Source organism: Botrimarina sp. (genome assembly GCF_040219535.1).
Classification (GTDB): Bacteria; Planctomycetota; Planctomycetia; order Pirellulales; family Lacipirellulaceae; genus Botrimarina.
Map to the genome: position 1 here is coordinate 42630 of NZ_JAVJSH010000033.1, position 20870 is coordinate 63499.

General features: G+C 70.1%; 21 protein-coding genes and 1 tRNA gene. 10 read left to right on the plus strand and 12 right to left on the minus strand.

What is annotated here, in order from left to right; genetic code table 11:
* The first annotated feature begins 12 nt into the window (after positions 1-12).
* The 3 genes from RIC11_RS18920 (at position 13) to RIC11_RS18930 (ending at position 2263) form a co-directional block, all read left to right on the plus strand.
* Entirely contained in the window at positions 13-522 is a 510-nt protein-coding gene (locus RIC11_RS18920) for a GNAT family N-acetyltransferase (RefSeq protein ID WP_350213895.1), read from the plus strand.
* A gap of 128 nt (positions 523-650) precedes the next feature.
* Positions 651-1496, plus strand: a complete 846-nt coding sequence (locus RIC11_RS18925) for a hypothetical protein (protein WP_350213897.1) — start codon at positions 651-653, stop codon at positions 1494-1496.
* 119 nt (positions 1497-1615) lie between these two features.
* Complete coding sequence (locus RIC11_RS18930; protein ID WP_350213899.1) at positions 1616-2263, plus strand: YMGG-like glycine zipper-containing protein; 648 nt, start codon at positions 1616-1618, stop codon at positions 2261-2263.
* Between the two features lie 147 nt (positions 2264-2410).
* On the opposite strand, the gene pyk is transcribed toward RIC11_RS18930, so the two are convergent.
* The gene (pyk, locus tag RIC11_RS18935) at positions 2411-3895 is read right to left on the minus strand and encodes a pyruvate kinase (RefSeq protein ID WP_350213900.1); all 1485 of its coding nucleotides are present in this window, start codon (positions 3893-3895) and stop codon (positions 2411-2413) included.
* A gap of 305 nt (positions 3896-4200) precedes the next feature.
* Here pyk and RIC11_RS18940 point away from each other — a divergent pair, with 305 nt between their 5' ends.
* Positions 4201-5040 (plus strand): SDR family NAD(P)-dependent oxidoreductase, encoded by an 840-nt coding sequence (locus tag RIC11_RS18940; protein ID WP_350213902.1) that lies wholly within the window; start codon positions 4201-4203, stop codon positions 5038-5040.
* Positions 5041-5045: 5 nt separating this feature from the next.
* Here RIC11_RS18940 and RIC11_RS18945 read toward each other — a convergent pair whose 3' ends face one another.
* Positions 5046-5507, minus strand: coding sequence for a hypothetical protein (locus RIC11_RS18945; protein ID WP_350213904.1), 462 nt, complete (start codon positions 5505-5507; stop codon positions 5046-5048).
* A 213-nt stretch (positions 5508-5720) separates the two neighbouring features.
* Between RIC11_RS18945 and RIC11_RS18950 the strand changes: the two genes are divergently transcribed.
* Together RIC11_RS18950 and RIC11_RS18955 are read left to right on the plus strand one after the other, a co-directional pair.
* Positions 5721-6626 (plus strand): tetratricopeptide repeat protein, encoded by a 906-nt coding sequence (locus tag RIC11_RS18950; RefSeq protein WP_350213906.1) that lies wholly within the window; start codon positions 5721-5723, stop codon positions 6624-6626.
* A 125-nt stretch (positions 6627-6751) separates the two neighbouring features.
* Positions 6752-7018: a hypothetical protein gene (locus tag RIC11_RS18955; RefSeq protein ID WP_350213908.1), complete on the plus strand. Its 267-nt coding sequence runs from the start codon at positions 6752-6754 to the stop codon at positions 7016-7018.
* A gap of 13 nt (positions 7019-7031) precedes the next feature.
* On the opposite strand, the gene RIC11_RS18960 is transcribed toward RIC11_RS18955, so the two are convergent.
* The 5 genes from RIC11_RS18960 to RIC11_RS18980 all read right to left on the minus strand — a co-directional run bounded on the left by RIC11_RS18960 (position 7032) and on the right by RIC11_RS18980 (position 14100).
* Positions 7032-7991, minus strand: a complete 960-nt coding sequence (locus tag RIC11_RS18960) for a CNNM domain-containing protein (RefSeq protein WP_350213910.1) — start codon at positions 7989-7991, stop codon at positions 7032-7034.
* Positions 7988-9334: a CNNM domain-containing protein gene (locus RIC11_RS18965; protein ID WP_350213912.1), complete on the minus strand. Its 1347-nt coding sequence runs from the start codon at positions 9332-9334 to the stop codon at positions 7988-7990. Before RIC11_RS18965 ends, RIC11_RS18960 begins: the two co-directional genes overlap by 4 nt.
* 176 nt (positions 9335-9510) lie before the next feature.
* On the minus strand, positions 9511-11391 hold the full coding sequence (locus tag RIC11_RS18970; protein ID WP_350213914.1) for an ABC transporter permease subunit: 1881 nt from the start codon (positions 11389-11391) through the stop codon (positions 9511-9513).
* 50 nt (positions 11392-11441) lie between these two features.
* Positions 11442-13415, minus strand: coding sequence for a sulfatase family protein (locus RIC11_RS18975; RefSeq protein WP_350213916.1), 1974 nt, complete (start codon positions 13413-13415; stop codon positions 11442-11444).
* Positions 13416-13653: 238 nt separating this feature from the next.
* On the minus strand, positions 13654-14100 hold the full coding sequence (locus tag RIC11_RS18980; protein ID WP_350213917.1) for a hypothetical protein: 447 nt from the start codon (positions 14098-14100) through the stop codon (positions 13654-13656).
* A 69-nt stretch (positions 14101-14169) separates the two neighbouring features.
* Between RIC11_RS18980 and RIC11_RS18985 the strand changes: the two genes are divergently transcribed.
* The 3 genes from RIC11_RS18985 to RIC11_RS18995 are packed head-to-tail and all read left to right on the plus strand — an operon-like array spanning position 14170 to position 15675.
* Positions 14170-14355, plus strand: coding sequence for a hypothetical protein (locus tag RIC11_RS18985; protein ID WP_350213918.1), 186 nt, complete (start codon positions 14170-14172; stop codon positions 14353-14355).
* Positions 14356-14386: 31 nt separating this feature from the next.
* The gene (locus tag RIC11_RS18990) at positions 14387-14602 is read left to right on the plus strand and encodes a hypothetical protein (protein WP_350213919.1); all 216 of its coding nucleotides are present in this window, start codon (positions 14387-14389) and stop codon (positions 14600-14602) included.
* Positions 14599-15675, plus strand: a complete 1077-nt coding sequence (locus RIC11_RS18995; RefSeq protein ID WP_350213920.1) for a restriction system modified-DNA reader domain-containing protein — start codon at positions 14599-14601, stop codon at positions 15673-15675. The genes RIC11_RS18990 and RIC11_RS18995 overlap by 4 nt, the downstream gene beginning before the upstream one ends.
* A 299-nt stretch (positions 15676-15974) precedes the next feature.
* Here RIC11_RS18995 and RIC11_RS19000 read toward each other — a convergent pair.
* A tRNA-Cys gene (locus tag RIC11_RS19000) sits at positions 15975-16046 on the minus strand.
* 400 nt (positions 16047-16446) lie between these two features.
* On the opposite strand from RIC11_RS19000, the gene RIC11_RS19005 reads away from it, so the two are divergent.
* Entirely contained in the window at positions 16447-16812 is a 366-nt protein-coding gene (locus RIC11_RS19005) for a hypothetical protein (RefSeq protein ID WP_350213921.1), read from the plus strand.
* Between the two features lie 108 nt (positions 16813-16920).
* On the opposite strand, the gene RIC11_RS19010 is transcribed toward RIC11_RS19005, so the two are convergent.
* The 4 genes from RIC11_RS19010 to RIC11_RS19025 all read right to left on the minus strand — a co-directional run bounded on the left by RIC11_RS19010 (position 16921) and on the right by RIC11_RS19025 (position 20858).
* On the minus strand, positions 16921-18351 hold the full coding sequence (locus RIC11_RS19010) for an aldehyde dehydrogenase family protein (RefSeq protein ID WP_350213922.1): 1431 nt from the start codon (positions 18349-18351) through the stop codon (positions 16921-16923).
* A 193-nt stretch (positions 18352-18544) separates the two neighbouring features.
* A complete protein-coding gene (locus RIC11_RS19015) occupies positions 18545-18820 on the minus strand; it encodes a Txe/YoeB family addiction module toxin (RefSeq protein WP_350213924.1) in 276 nt (91 codons plus the stop codon).
* A 3-nt stretch (positions 18821-18823) separates the two neighbouring features.
* The gene (locus tag RIC11_RS19020) at positions 18824-19111 is read right to left on the minus strand and encodes a type II toxin-antitoxin system Phd/YefM family antitoxin (protein ID WP_350213926.1); all 288 of its coding nucleotides are present in this window, start codon (positions 19109-19111) and stop codon (positions 18824-18826) included.
* Between the two features lie 106 nt (positions 19112-19217).
* Complete coding sequence (locus RIC11_RS19025; RefSeq protein ID WP_350213928.1) at positions 19218-20858, minus strand: acetolactate synthase large subunit; 1641 nt, start codon at positions 20856-20858, stop codon at positions 19218-19220.
* Positions 20859-20870: the final 12 nt, after the last annotated feature.

A 20870-nucleotide genomic window follows, 5' to 3' on the forward strand; every position in this document is an offset into this window, starting at 1 on the left:
GAACGGTGCGCGTTGTCGGTCAGCGCTATGGAAGACGGCCTTGTGTCGACCGAGCGGCTCCGCCTGATCGTCGAATCGCTCGACGCGTGCCGGGCCCGCATCGCCGCGATGCCAGACGAGCACCGGGCGATGCTCTCGCCGGCCTGGCTCGCGTTGCTCGAGCAGGCCGAGCCGGGCGACCCGTGGGTGCTCGGTTTCACAATCGTCCGGGACGCTGACGGCGCCGTCGTTGGGTCCTGCGGCTTCAAGGGCCCTCCCTCCGCGGACGGTGTCGTCGAGATCGCCTACGCGATCGAGCCGCACGAACAGGGCCAAGGCTACGCGACCGAAGCGGCCGAGGCGCTCACACGCTTCGCGTTGCAATCAGCCGGCGTGCGTCGCGTGCTCGCGCACACGCTGCCGGCGGAGAGCGCGTCGACCCGGGTTCTGACCAAGTGCGGGTATCGGAACGTCGGCGAGGTGATCGATCCGGACGACGGATCCGTCTGGCGCTGGGAGTACTCTGATCCTTCTCAAGCCTGACCCCAAGCAACCGATCAAACCACGGGTGACACGGATCGCACGGATCGGTAAGAAGGGCGCCTATTCACCCCGTGGAATCCCTGTCACCCGTGGCGCCTCGCCACGGGGCAAAAGCAAGGACGCTTCCCATGCGACGCATTCTCACGCTCGCGCTGCTAGCAGCGCCGCTCTCCGCCCTGGCCGACGGCGCCCCCAAGCACACCCTCCGCTACAAGTTTAAACCCGGCGAGGTGCTCCGCTGGGAGGTGGACCAGCGCTCCAGCGTGCGGAACACGATGGAGGGCGCCAGCGAGGAGGCGCAGACCAAGACCGTCAGCCTCAAGGCGTGGAAGGTCGTCGACGTGATGCCCGACGGCGAGATCGAGTTCATCACGCTCGTCGAACGCGTGCGTATGCAGAACAAGCTGCCCGACCGGGCCGAGATGGTCTTCGACAGCACCGACACGGGCGAGGCGCCCCCCGGGTTCGAAGACGCCGCGCGTGCGATCGGCGTGCCGCTCAGCTCCGTGCGGATGACGCCGTGGGGCGAGATCGTCTCGCGCGACGTCAAGCACCACCAGCCGGCGGCCGACCCGCACGAGCAGATCGTCGTCGCGCTGCCCGAAGGGCCCGTCGCTGTTGGCGACTCGTGGAACCAGCCCGTCGAGATCCAAGTGAACGCCGGCGACGGCGTTAAGAAGATCGCCGCGCGCCGCAAGCACACGCTTGAGAAGGTCTCCGCCGGCGTGGCGACGATCGCCACGGAGTTCCAGGTCCTGTCGCCGACCACGCCGGAGATCGACGGGCAGCTCGCCCACCGGCTGGTGAGGGGCGAGATCCGCTTCGATGTCGACAACGGCCGCGTGCTGTCGCAGCGGCTGGACGTCGACCGACGCGTGCTCGGCTTCGCCGGCCCTGCCAGCAGCATGCACCTGGTCACGCGGCTCGAGGAGCAGCTGCAAGAAGGCCCGACCGAGGTCGCCAGCCGGAAGTGAGGCATCGCTGGCGCCGGCGGCCAAATCGGTCTACCGCTGCTCTGGCTCGTGCCGATATAGAGCAGGGCCGCGCCGCACTTTGCGGGGCGCGCCGACCCCCCGTGATCCCGGAACGACCGATGCGTGTCCGCCCCGCCAGCTTCGTGCTAGCCGCGCTCGCCCTGGCCACCGCTAGCCAGGCCGCCGCCCAGTACGTGTACGCGCCGCCGCGCGACTACTACCGCAACGACACCGCCGAGGGGACCGTCACCGGCGGCGCGTTGGGCGCGATCGCCGGCGCGCTGATCGGCGGCGGCAGGGGCAAGACCCCCGAGGGCGCGTTGATCGGCGCCGGCGTGGGCGCGATCGCCGGCAACGTGCTCGGCCGGTCGAGAGACGCCGCCGACCAGCAGCAGGCCGCCGCGGGCTACGCCGTCGCCCAACGCGCCAGCGCGCAGGCCCAGGCGCTCGCGGTGAGCAACTACGACCTGATGCAGATGACCGCGGCCGGTCTCGACGACGCGGTCATCCTCGGCGCGATCCAGCAACGCGGCGCGCGGCTCGACCTGAGCCCGCAGGGCCTGATCGACCTGAAGCGATCGGGCGTGAGCGACCGCGTGGTGATCGCCGCCCAGCAGTCCGCCGCTGGCCCCGCGCCGACGTTCGCCCCGGCGGCGCCCGCCCCGGCGGTCATCGTCGAACGCCCGATCTATTACTACGAGCCGCCCCGATCGCAGCTCTACTTCCACTTCGGGGGCCCCCCGAGGCATCACCGGCACTGTTGGTGAGGCGGCTCGCGCGCAAGCGACCGCCGACCACCTCGCAGGTCATTTAAGATCGGTGTTTAACGGATACCGATCGTTAAAGTCGCTTACGCTCGGTGGTAGGGAAACCACCGCCGGTCCGTCGAAGCTATTTGTGACGGGGCGCTCCTGCTACGCCCCCTCCACCTCGTGCACGATCACGATGTCGTGCACGCCGGTGGTCATCTCGGTCGCGCCCTCCGCGCCGGCGGTGAGGTGGCTGCCGCCGACGATCACGATCCGGTCGCCCTTCTCGGCGAAGCCCTTGGCGATCGACCACTCGTCCATGAAGCGGATCAGGCCCTGCGTGTCGAAGGCCGGCGCGCCGCGGATGGGGGTCACGCCCCAGAAGAGGCACATCTTGCGGAGCGTTTCTTCGCTGGTGCTCACGCCGATCGTGGGCACGAAGCTCCGCTGCTGCGACAGGGCCATCGCGGTGCGGCCGGAGTAGCTGGCCGCCACCACCAGCTTCGCGCGCAGCGTGTGGGCCATCGTGCCCGCCCCCTTCACCACCGCGCGCGTGACGTCGTGCAGCCGCTTGCCGACGGGCACCGCATCGGGCGTGCGGGGCGGGTTGTCGGCCATGCTCTTCTCGGTCGCCAACGCGATGCGGTTCATCATCCGCACGGTCTCGAGCGGGTACTTGCCGATGGCGGTCTCGCCCGAGAGCATGCACGCGTCGCCGCCGTCGAGGATCGCGTTGGCCACGTCGGTCGTCTCGGCGCGGGTGGGGCGCAGCGAGTCGTGCATGCTGTCGAGCATCTGCGTGGCGATGATCACCGGCTTCTCGTGGCGGTGGCACGTGCGGATGATCCGCTTCTGCTCGATCGGCATCTGCGCGACGTCGATCTCGACGCCCAGGTCGCCCCGCGCGACCATCACGCCGTCGGCCGCGGCGACGATCTGGTCGAGCCGCTCGAGCGCCTCGCGCTTCTCGATCTTGGCGATCACGAGCGCGTCGGAGCCGTTGGACTGGAGGATGTCGCGCAGCGCGTGGACCTCGTCCGGCTTCCGCACGAACGACAGGCTCACGAAGTCGATGCCCGCCTTGGCGGCCCACTCCGCGTGCTGGTGGTCGGCCATGCTGATGGCCGGCGCGCTGAGGCGCACGTCCGGCAGGTTGATGCCTTGGCGGCTGCGGATCGTGCCCTCCTGCACGACCTTGACCTTCGCGCGGCCGGACTTCTTTTCGATCACCTCCATGCTCACCGTGCCGTCGGCCAGCATCACGTGGTTGCCGACCTCCAGCTCCTTTACCAGCGGCTTGTAGCTGCAAGTGAACTCGTCGGCGGCGGCCGGCTGGTCGCCCGCCACGAAGTAAAACTCCGCGTCGGTCGCGCAGAACAGCGGGTCGCCGGCGACCTCGCCCAGCCGGAATTTCGGGCCGGCCAAGTCGACCAGGATCGCGATCGGCTGGTCCAGCTCGTCGCTGACGCGGCGGATCGCGTCGACGTTCTGCTGCTGTTCTTCGATCGACCCGTGGGCCATGTTCAGCCGGAACACGTCGACCCCCGCCGTCGCGAGCGCCTTGAGACGCTCCGGGGCGCTGCAGGCCGGGCCCACGGTGGCGACAATCTTCGTGCGGGCGCGGCCGCGGAACTCGGTCGAGATAGGCATCGGCAACCGTGCGGGCGAGGCGGAGCGAACGGCCTGAGCCAAAGTGGCTGCGGCGGCGGGCTCGACGGTCTTGGCGGCGTCGAGCGACTCGGGCGCAGTCATAGTTCTACGCGGGGCGGGGTAGCGGAAGGGGGGCGGCTGGCTCGTCGTGCGACTGGCCGGGTGGGGGGGGCCGCGCGGGATGAGCCGCTGGCCCGCCAAGAGCGTTGCACGAATCGGCCGGTTGGGGAAGCGTGGCCGCCTGACGTGCGGCCGCGCCACGGGCCGCGTAGCCTGCGCAACCCTCCCCCGTTAAGCTCCCCCTCATGTCTCGATCGCCAAATACCGATACCGGCCTCCCCGAGGCCGGCCGCCACGGGCTCGTGACCGGCGGCTCTTCGGGACTCGGCTTGGCGATCGCCCGCGCGGCCGTGCGCGATGGCATGCGGCTGACGATCGTCGGCCGCGACGCCCAGCGGCTCGAAGAGGCGGCCCAGTCGCTCCGCCGCGAGCGGCCGGGGGCGGTCGTCGCCGCGGCCCAGGCCGACTTGGCGGTTGACGGCGAGCCGCGGCGCGTCGCGGACGAGGCCAGCCTCCAGCAGCCGCTCGACTTTGTCTGCCACGCGGCGGGACTCTCCACACGCGGCCGGCTCGTCGACACGCCGAGGTCCGAGCACGAGCGGCTGATGGCGATCAACTTCTTTGCCGCGGCCGAGCTCGCCGCCGCCACCGGCGAGGCGCTCGCTCAACGGGGCGGACGGCTGGTCTTGATCGGCTCGCTCGCCACGTTCGTCGCTCCGGCCTTCTTGGGCGCGTACCCCGCGAGCAAGCACCCCCTGGCCGCGCTCGCCCAGCAGCTTCGACTCGAGCTCGGACCGCAGGGGCTGCGGACCCTCTTGGTCTGCCCCGGACCGATCGCCCGCAACGACGCGGGCCATCGCTACGACGAGCAGGCTGCCCGACTCCCAGAAGCGGCCCGCCAGCCGGGCGGCGGCGCCAAGGTCAAAGCGCTTGACCCCGGGCGGCTCGCCCAGCAGATCCTGGCCGACTCGCGCCGCGGACGCCGAGAGCTGATCGCGCCCAACAAGGCGCGGCTCTTGTTCGCGCTCTGCCGCCTCGCGCCCGCCTGGGGCGACCGGCTCTTGCAACGCAGCACGCGGGGTTGAGCGGGCTACTCGGCCCCGACAGCCGCTGCGCCTTCGCGTGGCGGGCCGTCGAGCAGGCTCTGGGTGATCGCGTCGAAGACCGGCTGAGCGTGTGGCAGTTCGCGGTCCTCGGCCTGGCACAGCAGCAGGTAAGTCGACGCCCCGCGGTGGCAAGCTCGTAGCCGGGCGGTGCTCGTCAGGTCGAGGCAGATGAAGTTGACGTCGCGGCCCGCTAGCGTGTGGCCCGCGATCTGCTCCTCCGCCGGCTGCGACTCGAGGTCGGGGTACTCCTTTCGCAGCACGCCGACAGCCTCGTCCAGCACGTGCGGCAGGTCGAGCACCTCCGGGTACACGATCAGCGACCAGAACGCCGTGTTCGGGCTGCTGAGCGTGAGGTGCAGGCGAGCCTCGGGGTCGCTGTCTTCCTCGAGCAGCCAGTTCTCTGGGAAAGCAAGGCGGACGCCGTGTTGGTCGTAGGTTGCGAACACACGCAGCGGTGGGTGCTAGCGTCGGAACGGATCACTGGGCCCCGTAGCCCCTCCGACCGATCTTAACCGAGCAGAAGTCCCCTGGTCAGCCGCCCGGCGACTCCCCCGTCCCCCGTCCCTCGTCCCCCGTCCAACACCCTCACTCGGCTTCCGCGTATCGCCGCAGCCAGCTACTGTCCGCCGTCCGCGCGTCCCCGATCCGCTAGCACGCCCTTGCCAAGCGACCAGACCCTGCGCCGCCCAGCCAGCCGCCTCGCCGTGTGGCTCGCGATCCTTGCGTTGGCGTCCGGCTGCGCTCTGACCCGCCGCGACGGGCGGGCCGAGTACGTCGACCACGCAAAGCAGATGTGGCGGCGGGGCGTGGCGGCGCTCGAGTCGGGGCGCGTCGGAGAGGCCGAATCGCTGCTGCGTCAAGCGGCCGAGGCCGCGCCCGACGACCCGGCCGCCCAGCGGCACCTGGCCGAGGCGCTGTGGCAGAGCGGCCGCCACGACGAGGCGATCCTCCGAGTCGAACAAGCCTGCGAGTGCGCCCCACACGACATCGAAGCGACCATCCGCGCCGGCCAAATGCGGCTCTCCCGCGGCGACGCCGACGCGGCCCGCCGCTGGGCGAACCGCGCGCTCGACCTCGACGCCCGCTGCCCCGACGCGTGGGCCCTCCGGGGTCGCTCGCTGGCCCACACGAAACAGCCCGGTCGAGCCTTGGCCGACCTCCAGCACGCGCTCCGCTACGCCCCCGGCGACGCGCGGCTGCTAGAGGACCTCGCCCGGCTGCACGGTGAGCGCGGCGACCAGCGGCGCCGGCTGACCACCTTGCACCAGTTGCTCGACGCCTACCCGCCGGGGCAGGAGCCGGCGCGGGTGCTCGCCGACGCCGGCGAGACCTACCTGGCCCTCGGCCGCCCCCGCGACGCTGCCGACGCGCTGCGGGTGGCCGCCGCCCGCGAGCCGAGCAACGCCGAGTTGCTCTACCGGCTGGCGGAGGCTCAAGCCGCCAGCGGCGAGACCCGGCTGGCCATCGTCGACGCCCGCCGCGCGCTCGACGTCGACGCCGCTCACGAGCCCAGCCGCCGCCTGCTGGCCCGTTTGGAGTCGGCGCCGTCGGCACAACTGCGCTAGCCTGACCCGCGGGCGAGCCGCACGCTCGCCGCTGGGCGCCGGGCGCCAGGCCCGCTGCGGGCGTGTGCTAGGTTTGACCACGACGCGCACGAACAGCGCGACCCGAGCCGCGAGGAGCCGATCCGATGTCCGACAGCCTGCTTGCCGCCCCCCCGCTGGCGGACCCCGCCGCCGAAACCGTGGGCGACGGATTCGTCGACCGCCGCAGCGGTGACGCTTCCAGCACGCTCGGCCGAGAGCGGCGTCAGTTCACCAACAGCCACGAGGGGCTGTCCGCCGAGGCCGCCGAACTGGCCCGCGCAATCGACGCGTACAAGGCGCGACATCGCCGCCGGTTCATCGACTTCGAGGAGCTGCTCGGCGTGGTGAAATCGCTCGGCTACAGCCGTTAGTTAACGCGCCGCATCACGAGGCGTTCCACAACGCTTCTTGCAGCTGCTCTAAGCGGATATAGCCGGTGACCCGGTCGCCTGCGCCGAGCACGGCGCCGATCGGCTTGCCGGTCGACTCGAGCTGCGTGAGCGCTTGGAGAAACGGCGTCGCCTCGCGGAACACGGGCATCGCCTCACGCACCACTTCGGTCGCACCGGTCACCAGCGGCGCGGCGCGCACGTACTCGTGCCGCTTGGACGCGTTTCTGGCTGGTTCGACGGGCCACGCGTCCTCGCGCCGGCGCCGCGCGAGCTTGAGCACGTCCGCGACGCCGCTCGCTTGGCTCAGCCGCTCTTGCCGCGCGACGGGCGTCATGTAGTCGCGTAGCGGCAGTGCGCCGAGGGAGAAGATCGCCAACGCGAGGTCGCGCTGGGCGGTCGAAAGGAGCCCCACCGCTTGGCCCTCGGCGAACGCGTCGGTCAACTCGCGCCGGCGAACCGCCATGCGGAGCGGCTGCACCTTTGCGCCGGTGAGCTTGCTGAGCGCTCGGCTGGTGAGCCACAACAGCGAGGCCGGCGCGGCGAGCACCACGCCGGCCAGCAGCAGCCCGCCGCCCATGCCCCGCATGAGCCGGTACGGCGCCTGCAGGAAGGCCCGTTTGGGCAGCAGCTCGCCGTACACGAAGACCACCGGCGCGAGCAGCAGCGTGAGGAGCATCTCGCCCGTCAAGCCGGCGCCCGGGAGCGCGACGCCGGCGGCGGCCACGATCGCGGACGACACGAGGTAGTTCGCGATGTTGTTGCCGACCAGCGCGGCCGCGACGAAGGCCTCCGGGTGGTTCGACGCCCACAGCAGGCCGCGCGACGTGCGGTTGCCGCCGACCGCGTCGATCACCAGCCGCAGCCGTGGCGTGCGGTAAAACCCGGTCTCCGACCCGCTGAAGAACGCGCTCAGCGTGAGCCCGACACAAAACGTGGCGACGGCCCAGATCACGGCGCCTCCTCGGGTGGCGGGGCCGCCGCGGGGAGCGGCTCGATCCGCACCAGGATCGGCTCGTCGACCGACGGGTCGTCGGCGCCGTCGACAACCGTCCACACCAGGCCGCCGATCTCGACGCGGTCGCCCCGCAAGGCGGTCCGCTCGAGCCGTTCCTGCAGCAGGCCCCCGACGGTCCGGGTGCGCGCGGCCGCCAGCTCGTCCGAGAAGAGGCCGATCGCCTCGGGCGCGGCGCTGGACAGCCATGGCTTTAGCCACTTGGCGACCCTCCGCAGCGGCGTGGCGCCGGTCGCTTCCCACGCGGCGCCGTCGACCGTCTGTACCAACCGCGCGCCGTGGGCGTCGTGCGGGTCGTGCCGCGCGCCGTCGCGGAGCACCGCGTCGAGCAGGCGCTCGAGTGTGAGCACGCCGATCGTCTCGCCGAGCTCGTTGATCACCACCGCGACCTGCCGCCCCTGCCCGCGCAGGCGGTTGAGCGTCTCGGAGGCGGTGGCGCACCAGGGCACGATCGCCAGCGGCTCGGCCCTCAGGTCGATCCGGTCCGACGGCGCCCACGCGAGCTGGTTGATCGCCACGGCGGTCGCGATCTCGTCCGAGTCGGGCTCCGTGATCAGCACGTACTCCCCCACGCCCTCCAGCTTGCCTTCCAGGTCCGCCAGCGAGACCGGCGGCCGGAGCACCAAGCAGCGCCGCCGAGGGCGCATCAAGTCGGCCGCCGTGGCGTCGGCGAGCTCGACCAGCCGCTGCAGCACCTGCCGCTCTTGCAACAGCAGCGATTCGGAGTCGAGCGTCTCGCCGGAGCGGAACTCGACGGCCCGCTCGAGGTCTTCCAGCTCCATGTAAGGCTCGGGCTGCAGGTTGGGCAACAGCAGCCGGGCGGATACGTCGCTGATCCGCTGCAGGGCCGGCGCGATCGGGTCGATCGCTCGGGTCGCCGCCGCCAGGGGCGAAGCCACCACGCCGGCCAACAGCCGCGGCCTGAGCACCGCCAGGCTCTTGGGGATCACCTCGCTAAGCAAGATCACCGCGACCAGCGCGACGACGGTGAACACCGTGGGCGCCCAAGCTGAGATCGCCTTATCGCCCGCCAGACGCCCGGCGACGACCTCCGTCAGCGCGTAGTAAGTCAGGTTGACGACCAGGTTCCAGAAGAGGATGGCCGTGAGCAGCCGCTCGGGCCGCTTCAGCAGACCGGCGGCGCGGCGGTCGCGGTCGCTGCCGGCCGCCATCGCGACCCGCTCGGACCGCGAGATCGAGAACAGCGCCGCCTCGCTGCCCGAGAAGAACGCCGACGCGGCCATCAAGCCAGCCATCACCGCCAGCTCGAATGAGTAGTCCAACCAGGGCATTCGGCGAAGCGGGCGGGCGAGAATCTGGGGGGCGGCAGCCTGAGCATCTTAGCGACCCGCCCCGCCGATCGCGAAGCGCGGTTCCGGCCCCGGTCGCTCGAGGGGTCGACGCCAGAACCGAGGGATTAGCCCCGGTGAGCCCCCCCACGGCTCGGGTCGCGCGCGGCTTACTCGTCGCGCACCGGCCGCGACCCGGTGGCGATGTCGAACTCCGATAGAGCGGGGACCAGCATCGCCGCCACCGCGAACCCGTAGGTCCCGACCGTCCAGATGCCGACCGTGCTGACCTCTTTCTCCAAGAAGCTGACGATCGCAAAGAAAGTGGCGGCCGGCGCGCCGAAGCAAGCGAGGAACATCGCGCTGGAGGGATTCCGCCACGCCAGCGCGACGTACAGCGCGAGCCCGCCGCCGAAGATGAACCCGAGGAACGAGGCCAGCTGGCCATCGAACGAGTCGGCCAACGCGAGCATCATCCGCATGCCCGTCGACACGCCGAGAAACAAGAACAGCAGCGTGCCGACGCTCACGCCGATCGCCTTGCGGCTGCTCAGGTAGATCATCGCGCAGTGCAGGCCGAGCACCGCGCTGAACGCGTCCATCACCAGCACGCACGCTACCAGCACCGTCAGCTCCCACCCCGTCAAGGCGCCGACCCACCACACGTACAGACACAGCAACAGCGGCAGCACGACCATCTCACGCGCGTTCCAGAACGCGCCGCCGAGCTTGCCGAAGATCAGCTCGCGTGGCGACAGGTCGGTCGCCAGCAACAGGTCGAGCGACTTGCCGTCGCGTTCGCCGGTGAGCGACGTCACGCTCAACGCGTTGAGCAACACGAAGCTCACCACCAGCAGCGGCGCCATCGCCGCGGCGGCCGGCGGGATCGCCACGCCCGGCGGCGTCGGCGTGGCCAGCGCTCCGGCCACGGCCCACGCGGCGGCGACAAAGATCCCCACGTAGGCCGCTTTGACGGCCAGCACCTTCTTGCCGTACGCCCACGTGCGGACCTCGCGCCACAGCACCGGGTTGTTCCACACGTCGCGGGTCTTGCCGCCGGCGCGGTGCACTTCGGCGTCTTGGCCGCGGGCCTTGCCGACCACGACCGCTTCGCCCCCGTTCGCTTCGGCCGCCGCGGCCTCGCTCGAAACGGCCGCCACGACCGCCTCGGCCGAGCGGGCCCGCCCCTCGCCGCGCGCCGCCTGGCGCAGCTCGCGCGACGGGTTCCACACGCGAACCAGGCCCACAGCCGCCGCGTTGAGCGCCGTTGCTCCCGCCGCGGCCAGCGCTAAAAACCAAGCGACCGAGTCCGCCGCGGCGGCCCGCGGCGAGGCGACGCCGAGCAACGCGGGGGGCGGCCCGAACCGCGGCTCGACGGCCGCCGCCACCGCCCGCAGCGGGCTGACGCGCGCCGCGAGATCGTCGGCCGCGACTCCCAGCGGCGCGGCGCCCAACGCGCCGGCGGCGATCGCTTCTCCCAGGGCCATCCAAACGACGATGCCGATCGCCGTGAGCCCGAGGGTCTGGAACGTCTTCTCGCGCCACAGGGCGAGCGTCGAACCGAGGCTGCCGGCCGCCAACGCGGCCAACAAGGTCACGGCGGTCACCCAGCAGACCTGCGCGTGCCCGATCCCGCCGAGCAGCGCGAGCACCAGGTAAAACGGCACGACGGCGAGCGTCGCCACGAGCACCGTCAGCAAGCTCGCCAGCAGCCGGCCTAGCACCAGCTCGCTGTTCCGCAGGTCGGTCAAGAGCAACAAAACCAGCGTGCCGCGGCTCTTTTCTTGCGACACGGCCGCCGCACTGAACAGCGCCGAGAAGAGCACCGCGATCGTGACCACCAGCGGCGAGAGCAGCTCGAAAACGGTCCGACCGAACCGCGCCAGGTCGCCCGGGCCCGAAAGCCCCCCGGCACGCGCGCCGACAAACACCTGCCAAGCCGTGAGCGTGAGCCCCAACAACGCCGCGACCAGCAGCGTGCGGCCGACATACAGCGACGCGCGCCGCGGAGCGGTCAGCGCTTCGCGAGTAAAGACAGGACCGACGAACAACGAACTTTCTTGCCGCGGAGCGGGAGGGCGGATGGCGTGGGTCTTGTAGTTTACTCGCCGCCGCCCGATCGCGCAGTCCCCGCCGACTCGGCGTCGGCCAGGTCGCTCAAGGTCTTCCGCGACAAGCGGCCCAGCAAGTCGCCCATCCGGCTACGCTCGGCCGACCCCTCGGGGAACGGCGGCTCGGTCGGTGCGGCGGCCAACCGCTGCTCGACCGGCTTGGCGACCGGGCCCAGCCGCCCGATCGCGTTCCACGCCATCATCGCCGCGTAGAAGTCTCGCTCGGGGTGCTCCACGAGCGTCGCCAGCCGGTCAAGCGCCCGGCCGCGGACCGCCCCGTCGCCGTGCCCGGCAACGGCTTCGGCCGCCGCGACCCGCACGCTCGTGCTCGTGTCGTCCAGCAGCGGCTGGAGCTCGGTGGCCGCTTCCGCCACGGCGGCGGCGCCGCGGAACCGCAAGCCGACCGCGCCCCAATAGCGGATCGCCGCGTCGGCGTCGGCCAGCATCGCGGCGAACTGGCCCGGCCCGTAGGCGTCGACGCGGCTCGCCTGATCGGCGGCGGCCAGCGCCCGATCGAAGTCATACAGCCCGGCCCGGGACAGCGAGCCCTCCGCCACCCGCTGCGCTCGGTGACGCATCTCTGGCTCCGGCAGGAAGGCCGTGTCCTCGATGGCTCTCAGCTCTTCCGCCAGCCGCGCCCGAAGCCGCTCGAGCGTGTCGCGGTGCGCCGGGTCGCCCGCCAGGTTCTCGAGCGACTCGGGGTCGACCCGCAGGTCGTACAGCTCTTCGGCCGGGTGGTCGCGCCAGTAGAACGACCTCACCCCGTCCAGCCGCCCGGCGTCGTACAAGCGGCGCCAGTCGCGTGTCATTGGCGTCTGGAACATGTACCACAGGTGCTGGCCCGGCGCACGGTCGATGTAGTAGTTGCGGACGTACAGCCAGCGGTCGTCGCGGAGCGAGCGTGTCGAGTCGTAGCGCGCGTCCATCCGCCCGCGGAACCCCAGCAGCGCGTCGCGCGGCGCGGCCTCGCGCCCGCCGAGGAACGCCCGGCCATCCATCCAACCCGGCGCCGCCACGCCGATCAGGCTGAGCACGGTCGGCGCGAGGTCGACGAAGCCGACCATCCGGTCCGTGTGAGACCCCGCGGCGCCGGGCGCGAGGTGGGCCCAGTTTTTCCCGCACGCGACGATCAGCGGCACGCGCAGGCCCGACTCCCACATCGACCGCTTACAACGCGGGAAACCAGGCCCGTGGTCGCTGTAGTAAAAGACGATCGTGTCGTCAGCCAAGCCGTCCGCTTCGAGCTCTTCGAGGACCCGGCCGACCTCGGCGTCCATCTCGCTCATCTTGTCGTAGTACTGCGCCCAACCCTGCCGCACGACCGGCGTGTCGGGCCAATACGGCGGCAGCGGGACCTCATCGGGCGAGTGGACGCTCTCGTGCGGCTGGCGCCGGGTCTGGCTCTCGTGGGTGGTTGTGAAGTTGAACACCGCGAAGAACGGCTTGCCCTCGGGGCGGTTCCGCCAGTGCGCCTTGCCGGAAGAGTCGTCCCACACGCCCTCCACGCCCGGCGCCCGGGGCGGGGCGAGGTTGTAGTCGGTCTTGGAGTTGTTGGTGCAGTAGTAGCCCTGGGCCCGCAGCAGCTGCGGGTAGAAGCGCAACCAATCCGGCGGCCGTGCGTAGCAACGCATGTGCTGCGCCCCGAGCCGCGACGCGTAGCAACCGGTGATGATCGTCGTGCGCGCCGGGGCGCAGACCGGCGCGTTCGACCAGCAGCGGTCGTAGCACACGCCGCGGGCGGCCAAGCCGTCGAGGTTGGGCGTGTCGGCGAATTCGTCGCCGTAGCACCCCAGGTGCGGGCCGTTGTCTTCGCTGGTGATCCACAAGATGTTCGGCCGCTCGGCCGCGGCTGCGGACAAGCACCACAGCGCCGGCCCAAACAGCGCCAGCCCGAACAGCGCCGGCCCAAACAGTGCCGGCCCAAACAGTGCCGCGAAGAGCATGCCAGCGGGGGGGCCGTGCATCGGTACCTTTGTTGCTGGTGGCGAAACCGCCGGGTGGACAAGAGGCAACTGGCCCGTAGTTTAGGGCTGCCAGGCCACCGCGAGGAGGGCGCCGGCACGGCCGCCGCCGGCGCACACGCGCGCGATCTGGAGTGCGACACGCCCGCGACTCTGGCCACGCCGAAACGCTCCGCCGGGAACTGGTCGCCGACCTGCCGATAGCCAGAGACCCCGCCTACGACCGGGGTCGCCACAGCCGCTACGGCGGATCCTCGTTGGCCGACCGGCGGCGCGGCTCTACTCTCGACGCGTGCGACACGTGGTCCAAGTTGACCCACATCGTTCGCCACCGGCTTATGCCTTTCTCCCAGGCGCCGATCGCTTCTTTCAAGCTCACGCCGGACCCCTCCCGCGCGCCGATCACCGCGCGTACCAGCGACACGTGATCCTCCTCCTTGGCCGGCCAACGCACGAGCACCCAGTTGGGGCGGTCCTTCGCGAAAGCGAGCACCCCGCACGCATGGTAGGTCACCCGCCCGCGATCGAGCGGGCCGCCCCCTTCGACGAAGTAGAGGTTCCACCACTCGCCAGGCTGCATGAACTCGGCGGTCGGCCGAGGTGGTTCGGCTCGCTCCGTGAATTCGTCTGACTGAGCAAACACGCTCGCGGCGAGCGTGGCGGAGAGCACCAAGAAGGCGGATCGCATAGGGCGGATCTCGGTCGCGGCATGAACGGACCAGTGCAATCTATCGCATGTTGGCCGTGGAGTGGGGCCTTGCGAGCGCCGACGCCCCCGGACCCGACCCGCGCGCCGGGCTGCCCGCTGGACCACCGCGACCCGGCCGGCTGGAAGTCGACGCCCGACCCCCGGCGGCCGGGCTACCGACGCGTCGCCTGCGGCTTCTGCGGGCGGTTCTACGGGTACGCGGCGCCGGACCGGCCGAAGCGCCGCCGAAGTTGACACCCGCCCCTCTAGCTGTCTTAATTGTGACATGGCCGAGCGACGCTACCCGACGATGACCGAGGCGCTCCGCGACTCGCTGCTGAGCGACCCGCGCAGCTTCGCCGAAGTCGCCCGGCAGACCGGCCTGACCCGAACCAGCCTGATGGCGTTCGCCGAGGGCAAGCGGTCGCTGCGGCTCGACCTGGCGGACAAGCTGGCCCTTTTCTACCGCGTCAACGTTTCCCGTGCTGAGGATGCGAAGTGAGCGAACTGGATAGCGAGATTCAGAAGGTCAAGGAGCGCATCCTGAAATACAGGGCGAAGGGAATTAATGAACAGGACACCAAGGCGGCCCTGATACAGCCGATCCTCCGCGCCCTCGGGTGGGACGTCGAGGACCTGGAGGACGTTCAGCGGGAGTACAAGCGACGGCGACAAGACAAGCCCGTCGACTATGCCCTCCTGTTACTCCGCAGCCCGTGCCTGTTCGTCGAGGCGAAGGCGCTCGGCCACAACCTGGACGACCGCAAATGGGCGAACCAGATAATGGGCTACGCGGGCGTCGCGGGCGTTGGCTGGGTCGCGCTGACCGACGGAGACGAATACCGACTCTACAACACCCATGCCGCCGTTCCGGTCGAGGACAAGCTGTTTCGCCGGGTGGTCATAACCGAGTCGTCCGACGAAGCGGCGGCGACTCTCTGCCTGCTGTCGCGGGACAGAATGCAGGGCAACGAAATTGATCGGCTGTGGAACGCGTTCTTCGTCGATCGGCAAGTGAAGTCCGCTGTCGAAGACCTGTTCGCCGAGGATGGCGACGCGTCGCTGCTGCGGCTGCTCGGCAAGCGGCTCAGCCAGCTAGCCAATCGGGATATTAAGGCGAGCATCCGACGGGCCGAAGTGAGTGTTTCGTTCCCGGTCGCGCCGACGGAGACCTTCGCGCCGTCGACCGATCATTCGAACAACGCGCCGGCACGGCCACGCAAGCGTAAAGCGGGGGCGCCGCGGGGGTGGGCCAAACAGAAGAACAGCGACGCCCTACGCCGGGGCGAGTGGTTGGGCGCGATGATGCGCGACGGAGTGCTCCGGCAGGGGCAGGAGTTGGTTTCCGAGTACAAGGGCGAGACCGTCACCGCCGTTCTGACTGCCGACGCGAAGGTGCGTTTCGAGGGCACGGTCTATAAGTCGCTGTCGGCCGCCGGCGCCGCGGCGAAGGACCACGTAGGCGATCAAGGCGCGTTGCCTACCGACGGTTGGCTGTTCTGGCAAACCGCAAACGGAAAGGGCGAAGTCGTAACGCTGAAAGCGATCCGGCACGACTACGCGTCAACGCTATAGGACCGATCCATGGCCACCGTCTACCGCAAAGCCGTCACCCGACCCCTGCCGCCGGGCGCCGAGTTGTTCACCCGCAAGGGCGAGCGGCTCGCCCGCTGGCGCGACCGCAAGGGGGAGCGGCGGACCGGCGCCGTGGTCGAGGGGCGCGACGGGTCGCTCCGCGTCCGCGTCGAGGCGGCGACCTACGTCGCGAAGTATCGCGACGGCGCCGGGGTGGTCGACATACTCGGCAAGCGACGGCTCGGCCCGGAAACGGAAAAACCCCGGGAAAACAAGCTGTTTCCCGGGGTTCGCTTGAGAGGCGCCGCCCGGATTCGAACCGGGGATGTCGGATTTGCAATCCGATGCCTTAGCCACTTGGCTACGGCGCCGTGGGTCGCTCGCGGCGGCGGCTCTGCCGCTCGGCGGGCCGTCCGATCCGCTTGTGACAGTTGTATCGGCCGCCGCGCGGCCCCTCTTCAGCCGAAGCTACGAAACCTCGGCGGACTGGTCAAGTTGTGCCGGTTAATCGGTCGCCAGGGCCGGTCGCCATTCGCCGGTCGCTAGCAGCCAGGAATCATAGCCACGAACCACGAACAACTGACCACTGACCACTGGCCACGGACAACTGACCACTGCTAGCAGACACCGCACGGGTCGTGCGGGTTCTGTCGCCGGCGGGCGGCGGCCTGGGGCGGCCGGGCCGGTCAGGACGATTCTTGTCGGTAGGAAGGAACCTCGATCCCAGCGGCGCCCGCCGGGGCCGCTCTCTGCCAGGACGGAGCTGCTGCTATGCGTGTTCGCCTCGCCTTGATCGTGCTGGCCGCCGCGGCCACGCTCGGCGCCCCCGCCCTGGCCCAAGGCCCCTTCGACCCCGGGCCGGCCAACGCGCCCCAGCCCAAGCCGGCGCCCAGCGAGTACACCCGCACCGTCGGCTCGCTCACGCCGACCGAGATCATCCAGCAGAAGGCCCAAGCGAACGCCGCCCAGCGTCAGGCGCGGATCGCTTCTCGGGAGTGGTACGGCTACTCCCAGGCGCGCCCGATCGCGAGCCCGATCCCGTACACGGGCCGCTACGGCGCGCACTACGAGGGCCACGTGCTGGGCCGCCCGACGGCGCTCTATGCGGCGCGGCCGGTGGTGGTGATCGGCCGCTAGCGGAGTAGGCAGAGGGCGGTAGGCAGTAGGCAGTAGCGCTCGAACATTAGTTAGGCTGCGCCTGCGAGACTGCCTACTGCCCTCTGCCTACTGCCCTCTGCCTACTGCCTACTCCTTCGTGCGGATCACCAGCAGGCGTTCTTCGGTCATGTCGGCCATCGCGTAGCGGACGCCTTCGCGGCCGAGGCCGGAGTCTTTGACGCCGCCGTAGGGCATGTTGTCGACCCGCCAGGAAGGCACGTCGCCGACGATGACGCCGCCCACGTGGAGCGTGTCCCACGCCTGCTGGATGCGGTACCAGTCGCGCGTGAACACGCCCGCCTGGAGGCCGAACTTGCTGTCGTTGACCTGCTTCAGGGCGGCCGTGTAGTCGCTGTACTTGCTCAGCACCGCGACCGGGCCGAAGGCCTCCTCGGCGCAGACGTCCTGGTCCTCGGGCACGTTTTCCAGGAGCGTCGCTTGGAGCATCGCGCCGTCGCGCTGGCCGCCGCAGAGGAGCTTGCCGCCGGCTTCCAGCCCGGCCTGGATCCAGTTGTCGAGGCGCTCGGCCTCGCCCTCGCTGATCATCGGGCCGATGAAGGTGTCGTCGTCCTTCGGGTCGCCGGCGACGAGCTTCTTGGTCGCTTCGACGAGCCTCTCCTTGATCGTGTCGTAGATCGCCTCGTGGACGAGGATCCGCTGCACGCCGATGCAGCTCTGGCCCGACTGGTAGAACGCGCCGATGACGAGGCGGTCGACCGCGTCGTCCAGTTCGGCGTCGTCGTGCACGATGCAGGCCGCGTTGCCGCCCAGCTCGAGCACGACCGGCTTCTTGCCCGCGCGAGCCTTGAGGTCCCAGCCGACGGACGGCGAGCCGGTGAACGAGAGGAACTTGAGCCGCTCGTCGGTCGTGAACAGGTCTGCCCCGTCGCGGTGGCACGGCAGGATGCTGAACGCGCCCTCGGGCAGGTCGGTCTCGGCGAGGACCTCGCCGATCAGCAGCGCGCCGATCGGCGTGCGGCTGGCGGGCTTCAGCACGAACGGGCAGCCGACCGCCAGCGCCGGCGCCACTTTGTGCGCGGCCAGGTTGAGCGGGAAGTTGAACGGCGAGATGAACGAGCACGGCCCGATCGGCACGCGCTGCACGAACCCGCGCCGCCCGGCCGCGCGGGGGCTGATCTCCAGGTTGGGGATCGCGCCATCGATGCGGACGGTCTCCTCCGCGGCGATCTTGAACGTGTCGATCAGCCGCGTGACCTCGCCCCGCGCGTCCTTGATCGGCTTGCCCGCTTCGATACAGAGCGACATGGCCAGCTCGTCGAACCGCTCGGCGAACCGGTCCACGCAGTGCTGCAGCACGGCCTGGCGCTCGTACGGCTTCATGCGGGCCATCGGTTCGGTGGCTGCGACCGTTGCGCCGATCGCGCGGTCGATATCGTCCGCCGACGCCATCGCGACCTTGGTGGCGACCTCGCCGGTGTACTTGTCCTTGACCTCGAGGTCCGCGTTGGGCGACTCGGGCTTGTTGGCCAAGTAGAAGGGGTAGGTGTCTTTAAGCATGTTTGTTTACCGCGGAGCTCGCGGAGAGCGCGAAGGAGGACAGACGATTGATTGTCGCCGCGTGCGAACGCGATGCCAACCGTTGGGCCCCCCCGGGGCGGCGGCGAGAGAAGTGCACTGCGGAGACGCGAGCACCCGTGCGTCGTACGTTTTCTCCGCGTCCGCCGCGTCTCCGCGGTGAATCCACTTGGCCTCAGTAATGATACCGGCACTGCAAGAAATCGACCCGCTCGTCCCGCACCAAGTAGACCAAGCGGTGCTCCTGCGTGAGCCGCCGCGACCACACGCCCGCGCCGAGGCGCCTAAGCGGCTCCGGCTTTCCGACGCCGGTGAACGGGTCGCGTAGGACCGCTTCGATCAGGTCGGGTGCTCGCAGCGCGATCTTGCGGTCCCGCTTGACCCACCACCGCAGGTCTTCGCGGAAACCATCCCCGAACACAGCGAGGCGGCGCTTGGGGCGCTTCCCCACCGTTCACGCTTCCTCGGTAAGTCCGACGTCGCATCGGAGCTGGTCGAGCGAAGAAGGCTCGCCCCGGTTTGACTGCGCCTGATGGAGCGCTTCGAGCAACCGGCGGGCGTTCTTCGGAGAGCGGAGCAAGTGGACGGTTTCCACCAAGCTCTGCAACTCGGCCGCCGCGATCATCGCTACCCCCTGCTTGCCACGGCGGTTGACGATGACGATTTCTTGATCATCGACGACGCTGTCCAACAGCGACGCTAGCTGGGCTCGGGCTTGCGAGTAACTCGTTTCGATGGCCATCAGCCCCTCCAAAAAATGCGTACAGAAATACTGTACAACATGGTCAAGCCGGCGTCCAGCTGGGCTTTCTGCTCCGCGTCCTCCGCGACTCCGCGGTGAATCTCCCCTAAAGCGCCTTCGCCAGCCGCGGGATCTCCTCGTTCAGCAGCGGCACGTTGACCGAGTAGTCGACCGGGCAGTCGATCAGGTCCACGCCCGGCGTGTCGCGGGCCTTTCGGAGGACCTCGGCGAGGCCCTCGATCGACTCCACGCGGTGGCCCCGCGCGCCGAACGACTCGGCCAGCTTCACGAAGTCCGGGTTGGTGAAGTCGAGCCCGAAGTCGTCGTAGCCGTCCGCCTGCTGCTTCCACTTGATCATGCCGTAGGCGTCGTCGTTGACGACCAGCACGTTCACGTTCTGCTTCAGCCGCACGGCGGTCTCGAGGTCCTGCACGTTCATGAGGAACCCGCCGTCGCCGCACACGGCCATCACCGCGCGGTCGGGGTGCACGATCTGCGCGGCCATCGCCGCGGGAAGGCCGGCGCCCATGCTCGCCAGCGCGTTGTCCAGCAGCAGCGTGTTGGGGTGGTGCGTGGGGTAGTCGCGGGCGAACCAGATCTTGTACATGCCGTTGTCCAGCGAAACGATGCCGTCCTCCGGCATCGCCTCGCGGACCTCGCGCACCAGCCGCGCGGGCGTGATGGGGAAGCGGTCGTCGGCCGCGTGCTCGGCTTGGTTCGCTCGCAGCGCTTGGCGGACCTCCAGGAAGCGCGAGAAGTCCCAGTCGTCTTGCACGCGGACCTCGTTGCCCAGCCGCCACACGCTGCCCGCGATGTCCCCCACGACCTCCACTTGCGGGAAGTAAACCGGGTCGACCTCGGCCGACGTGAAGTTCACGTGGATGACCTTCACGCCGCCGGGCGTCATGAAGAACGGGGGCTTCTCGACCACGTCGTGCCCCACGTTGATGATCAGGTCGGCCGCGTCGATCGCGCGGTGCACGAAGTCGCCCGACGACAGCGCCGCCGCGCCCAGGCACAGCTCGTGGTCGTCGTCGAGAACGCCCTTGCCCATCTGCGTGGTGAAGAAGGGGATGCCGGTCTGGTGCACGAACCGCCGGAGCATCCGGCTGGACAGCCGCCGGTTCGCCCCCGCGCCGACCAGCAGCAGCGGCCGCTTCGCGTCCTCGATCGTGCGGACCGCGTAGCGGATGGCCTTCTCGTCGGCCGCCGGGCGGCGCGCGCGGCTCGCGGTCATGACCGGCTCCTCGGTCTTTTCGCGCGCGATGTCCTCGGGCAGCTCCAGGTGCGCCGCGCCGGGGCGCTCTTCCTCGGCGGTGCGGAACGCCTCGCGGACTCGGGAGGGGATGTTGTCGCCGGCGACGATCTGCTTCGTGTACTTCGTGATCGGCCGCATCATGTCGACCGTGTCGATGATCTGGAAATGCCCCTGCTTGCTGGTCTTGATCGGCTTCTGCCCGGTGATCATCAGCATCGGCATCGCGCCGAGCTGCGCGTACGCTCCGGCCGTGACCAGGTTGGTCGCGCCGGGGCCAAGCGTCGACAGGCAGACGCCCGCCTTGCCCGTCAGGCGGCCATAGGTCGCCGCCATGAAGCCGGCCACCTGCTCGTGCCGCGTCACGACGAGCCGGATCGAGCTGCGCGACAGGGAGTCGAGCAGGTCGAGGTTCTCCTCGCCTGGGATGCCGAAGAGGTACTCGACGCCCTCGGCTTCGAGGGCTTTGACAAAAAGGTCGGACGCTTTCACGGAGTCATCCCT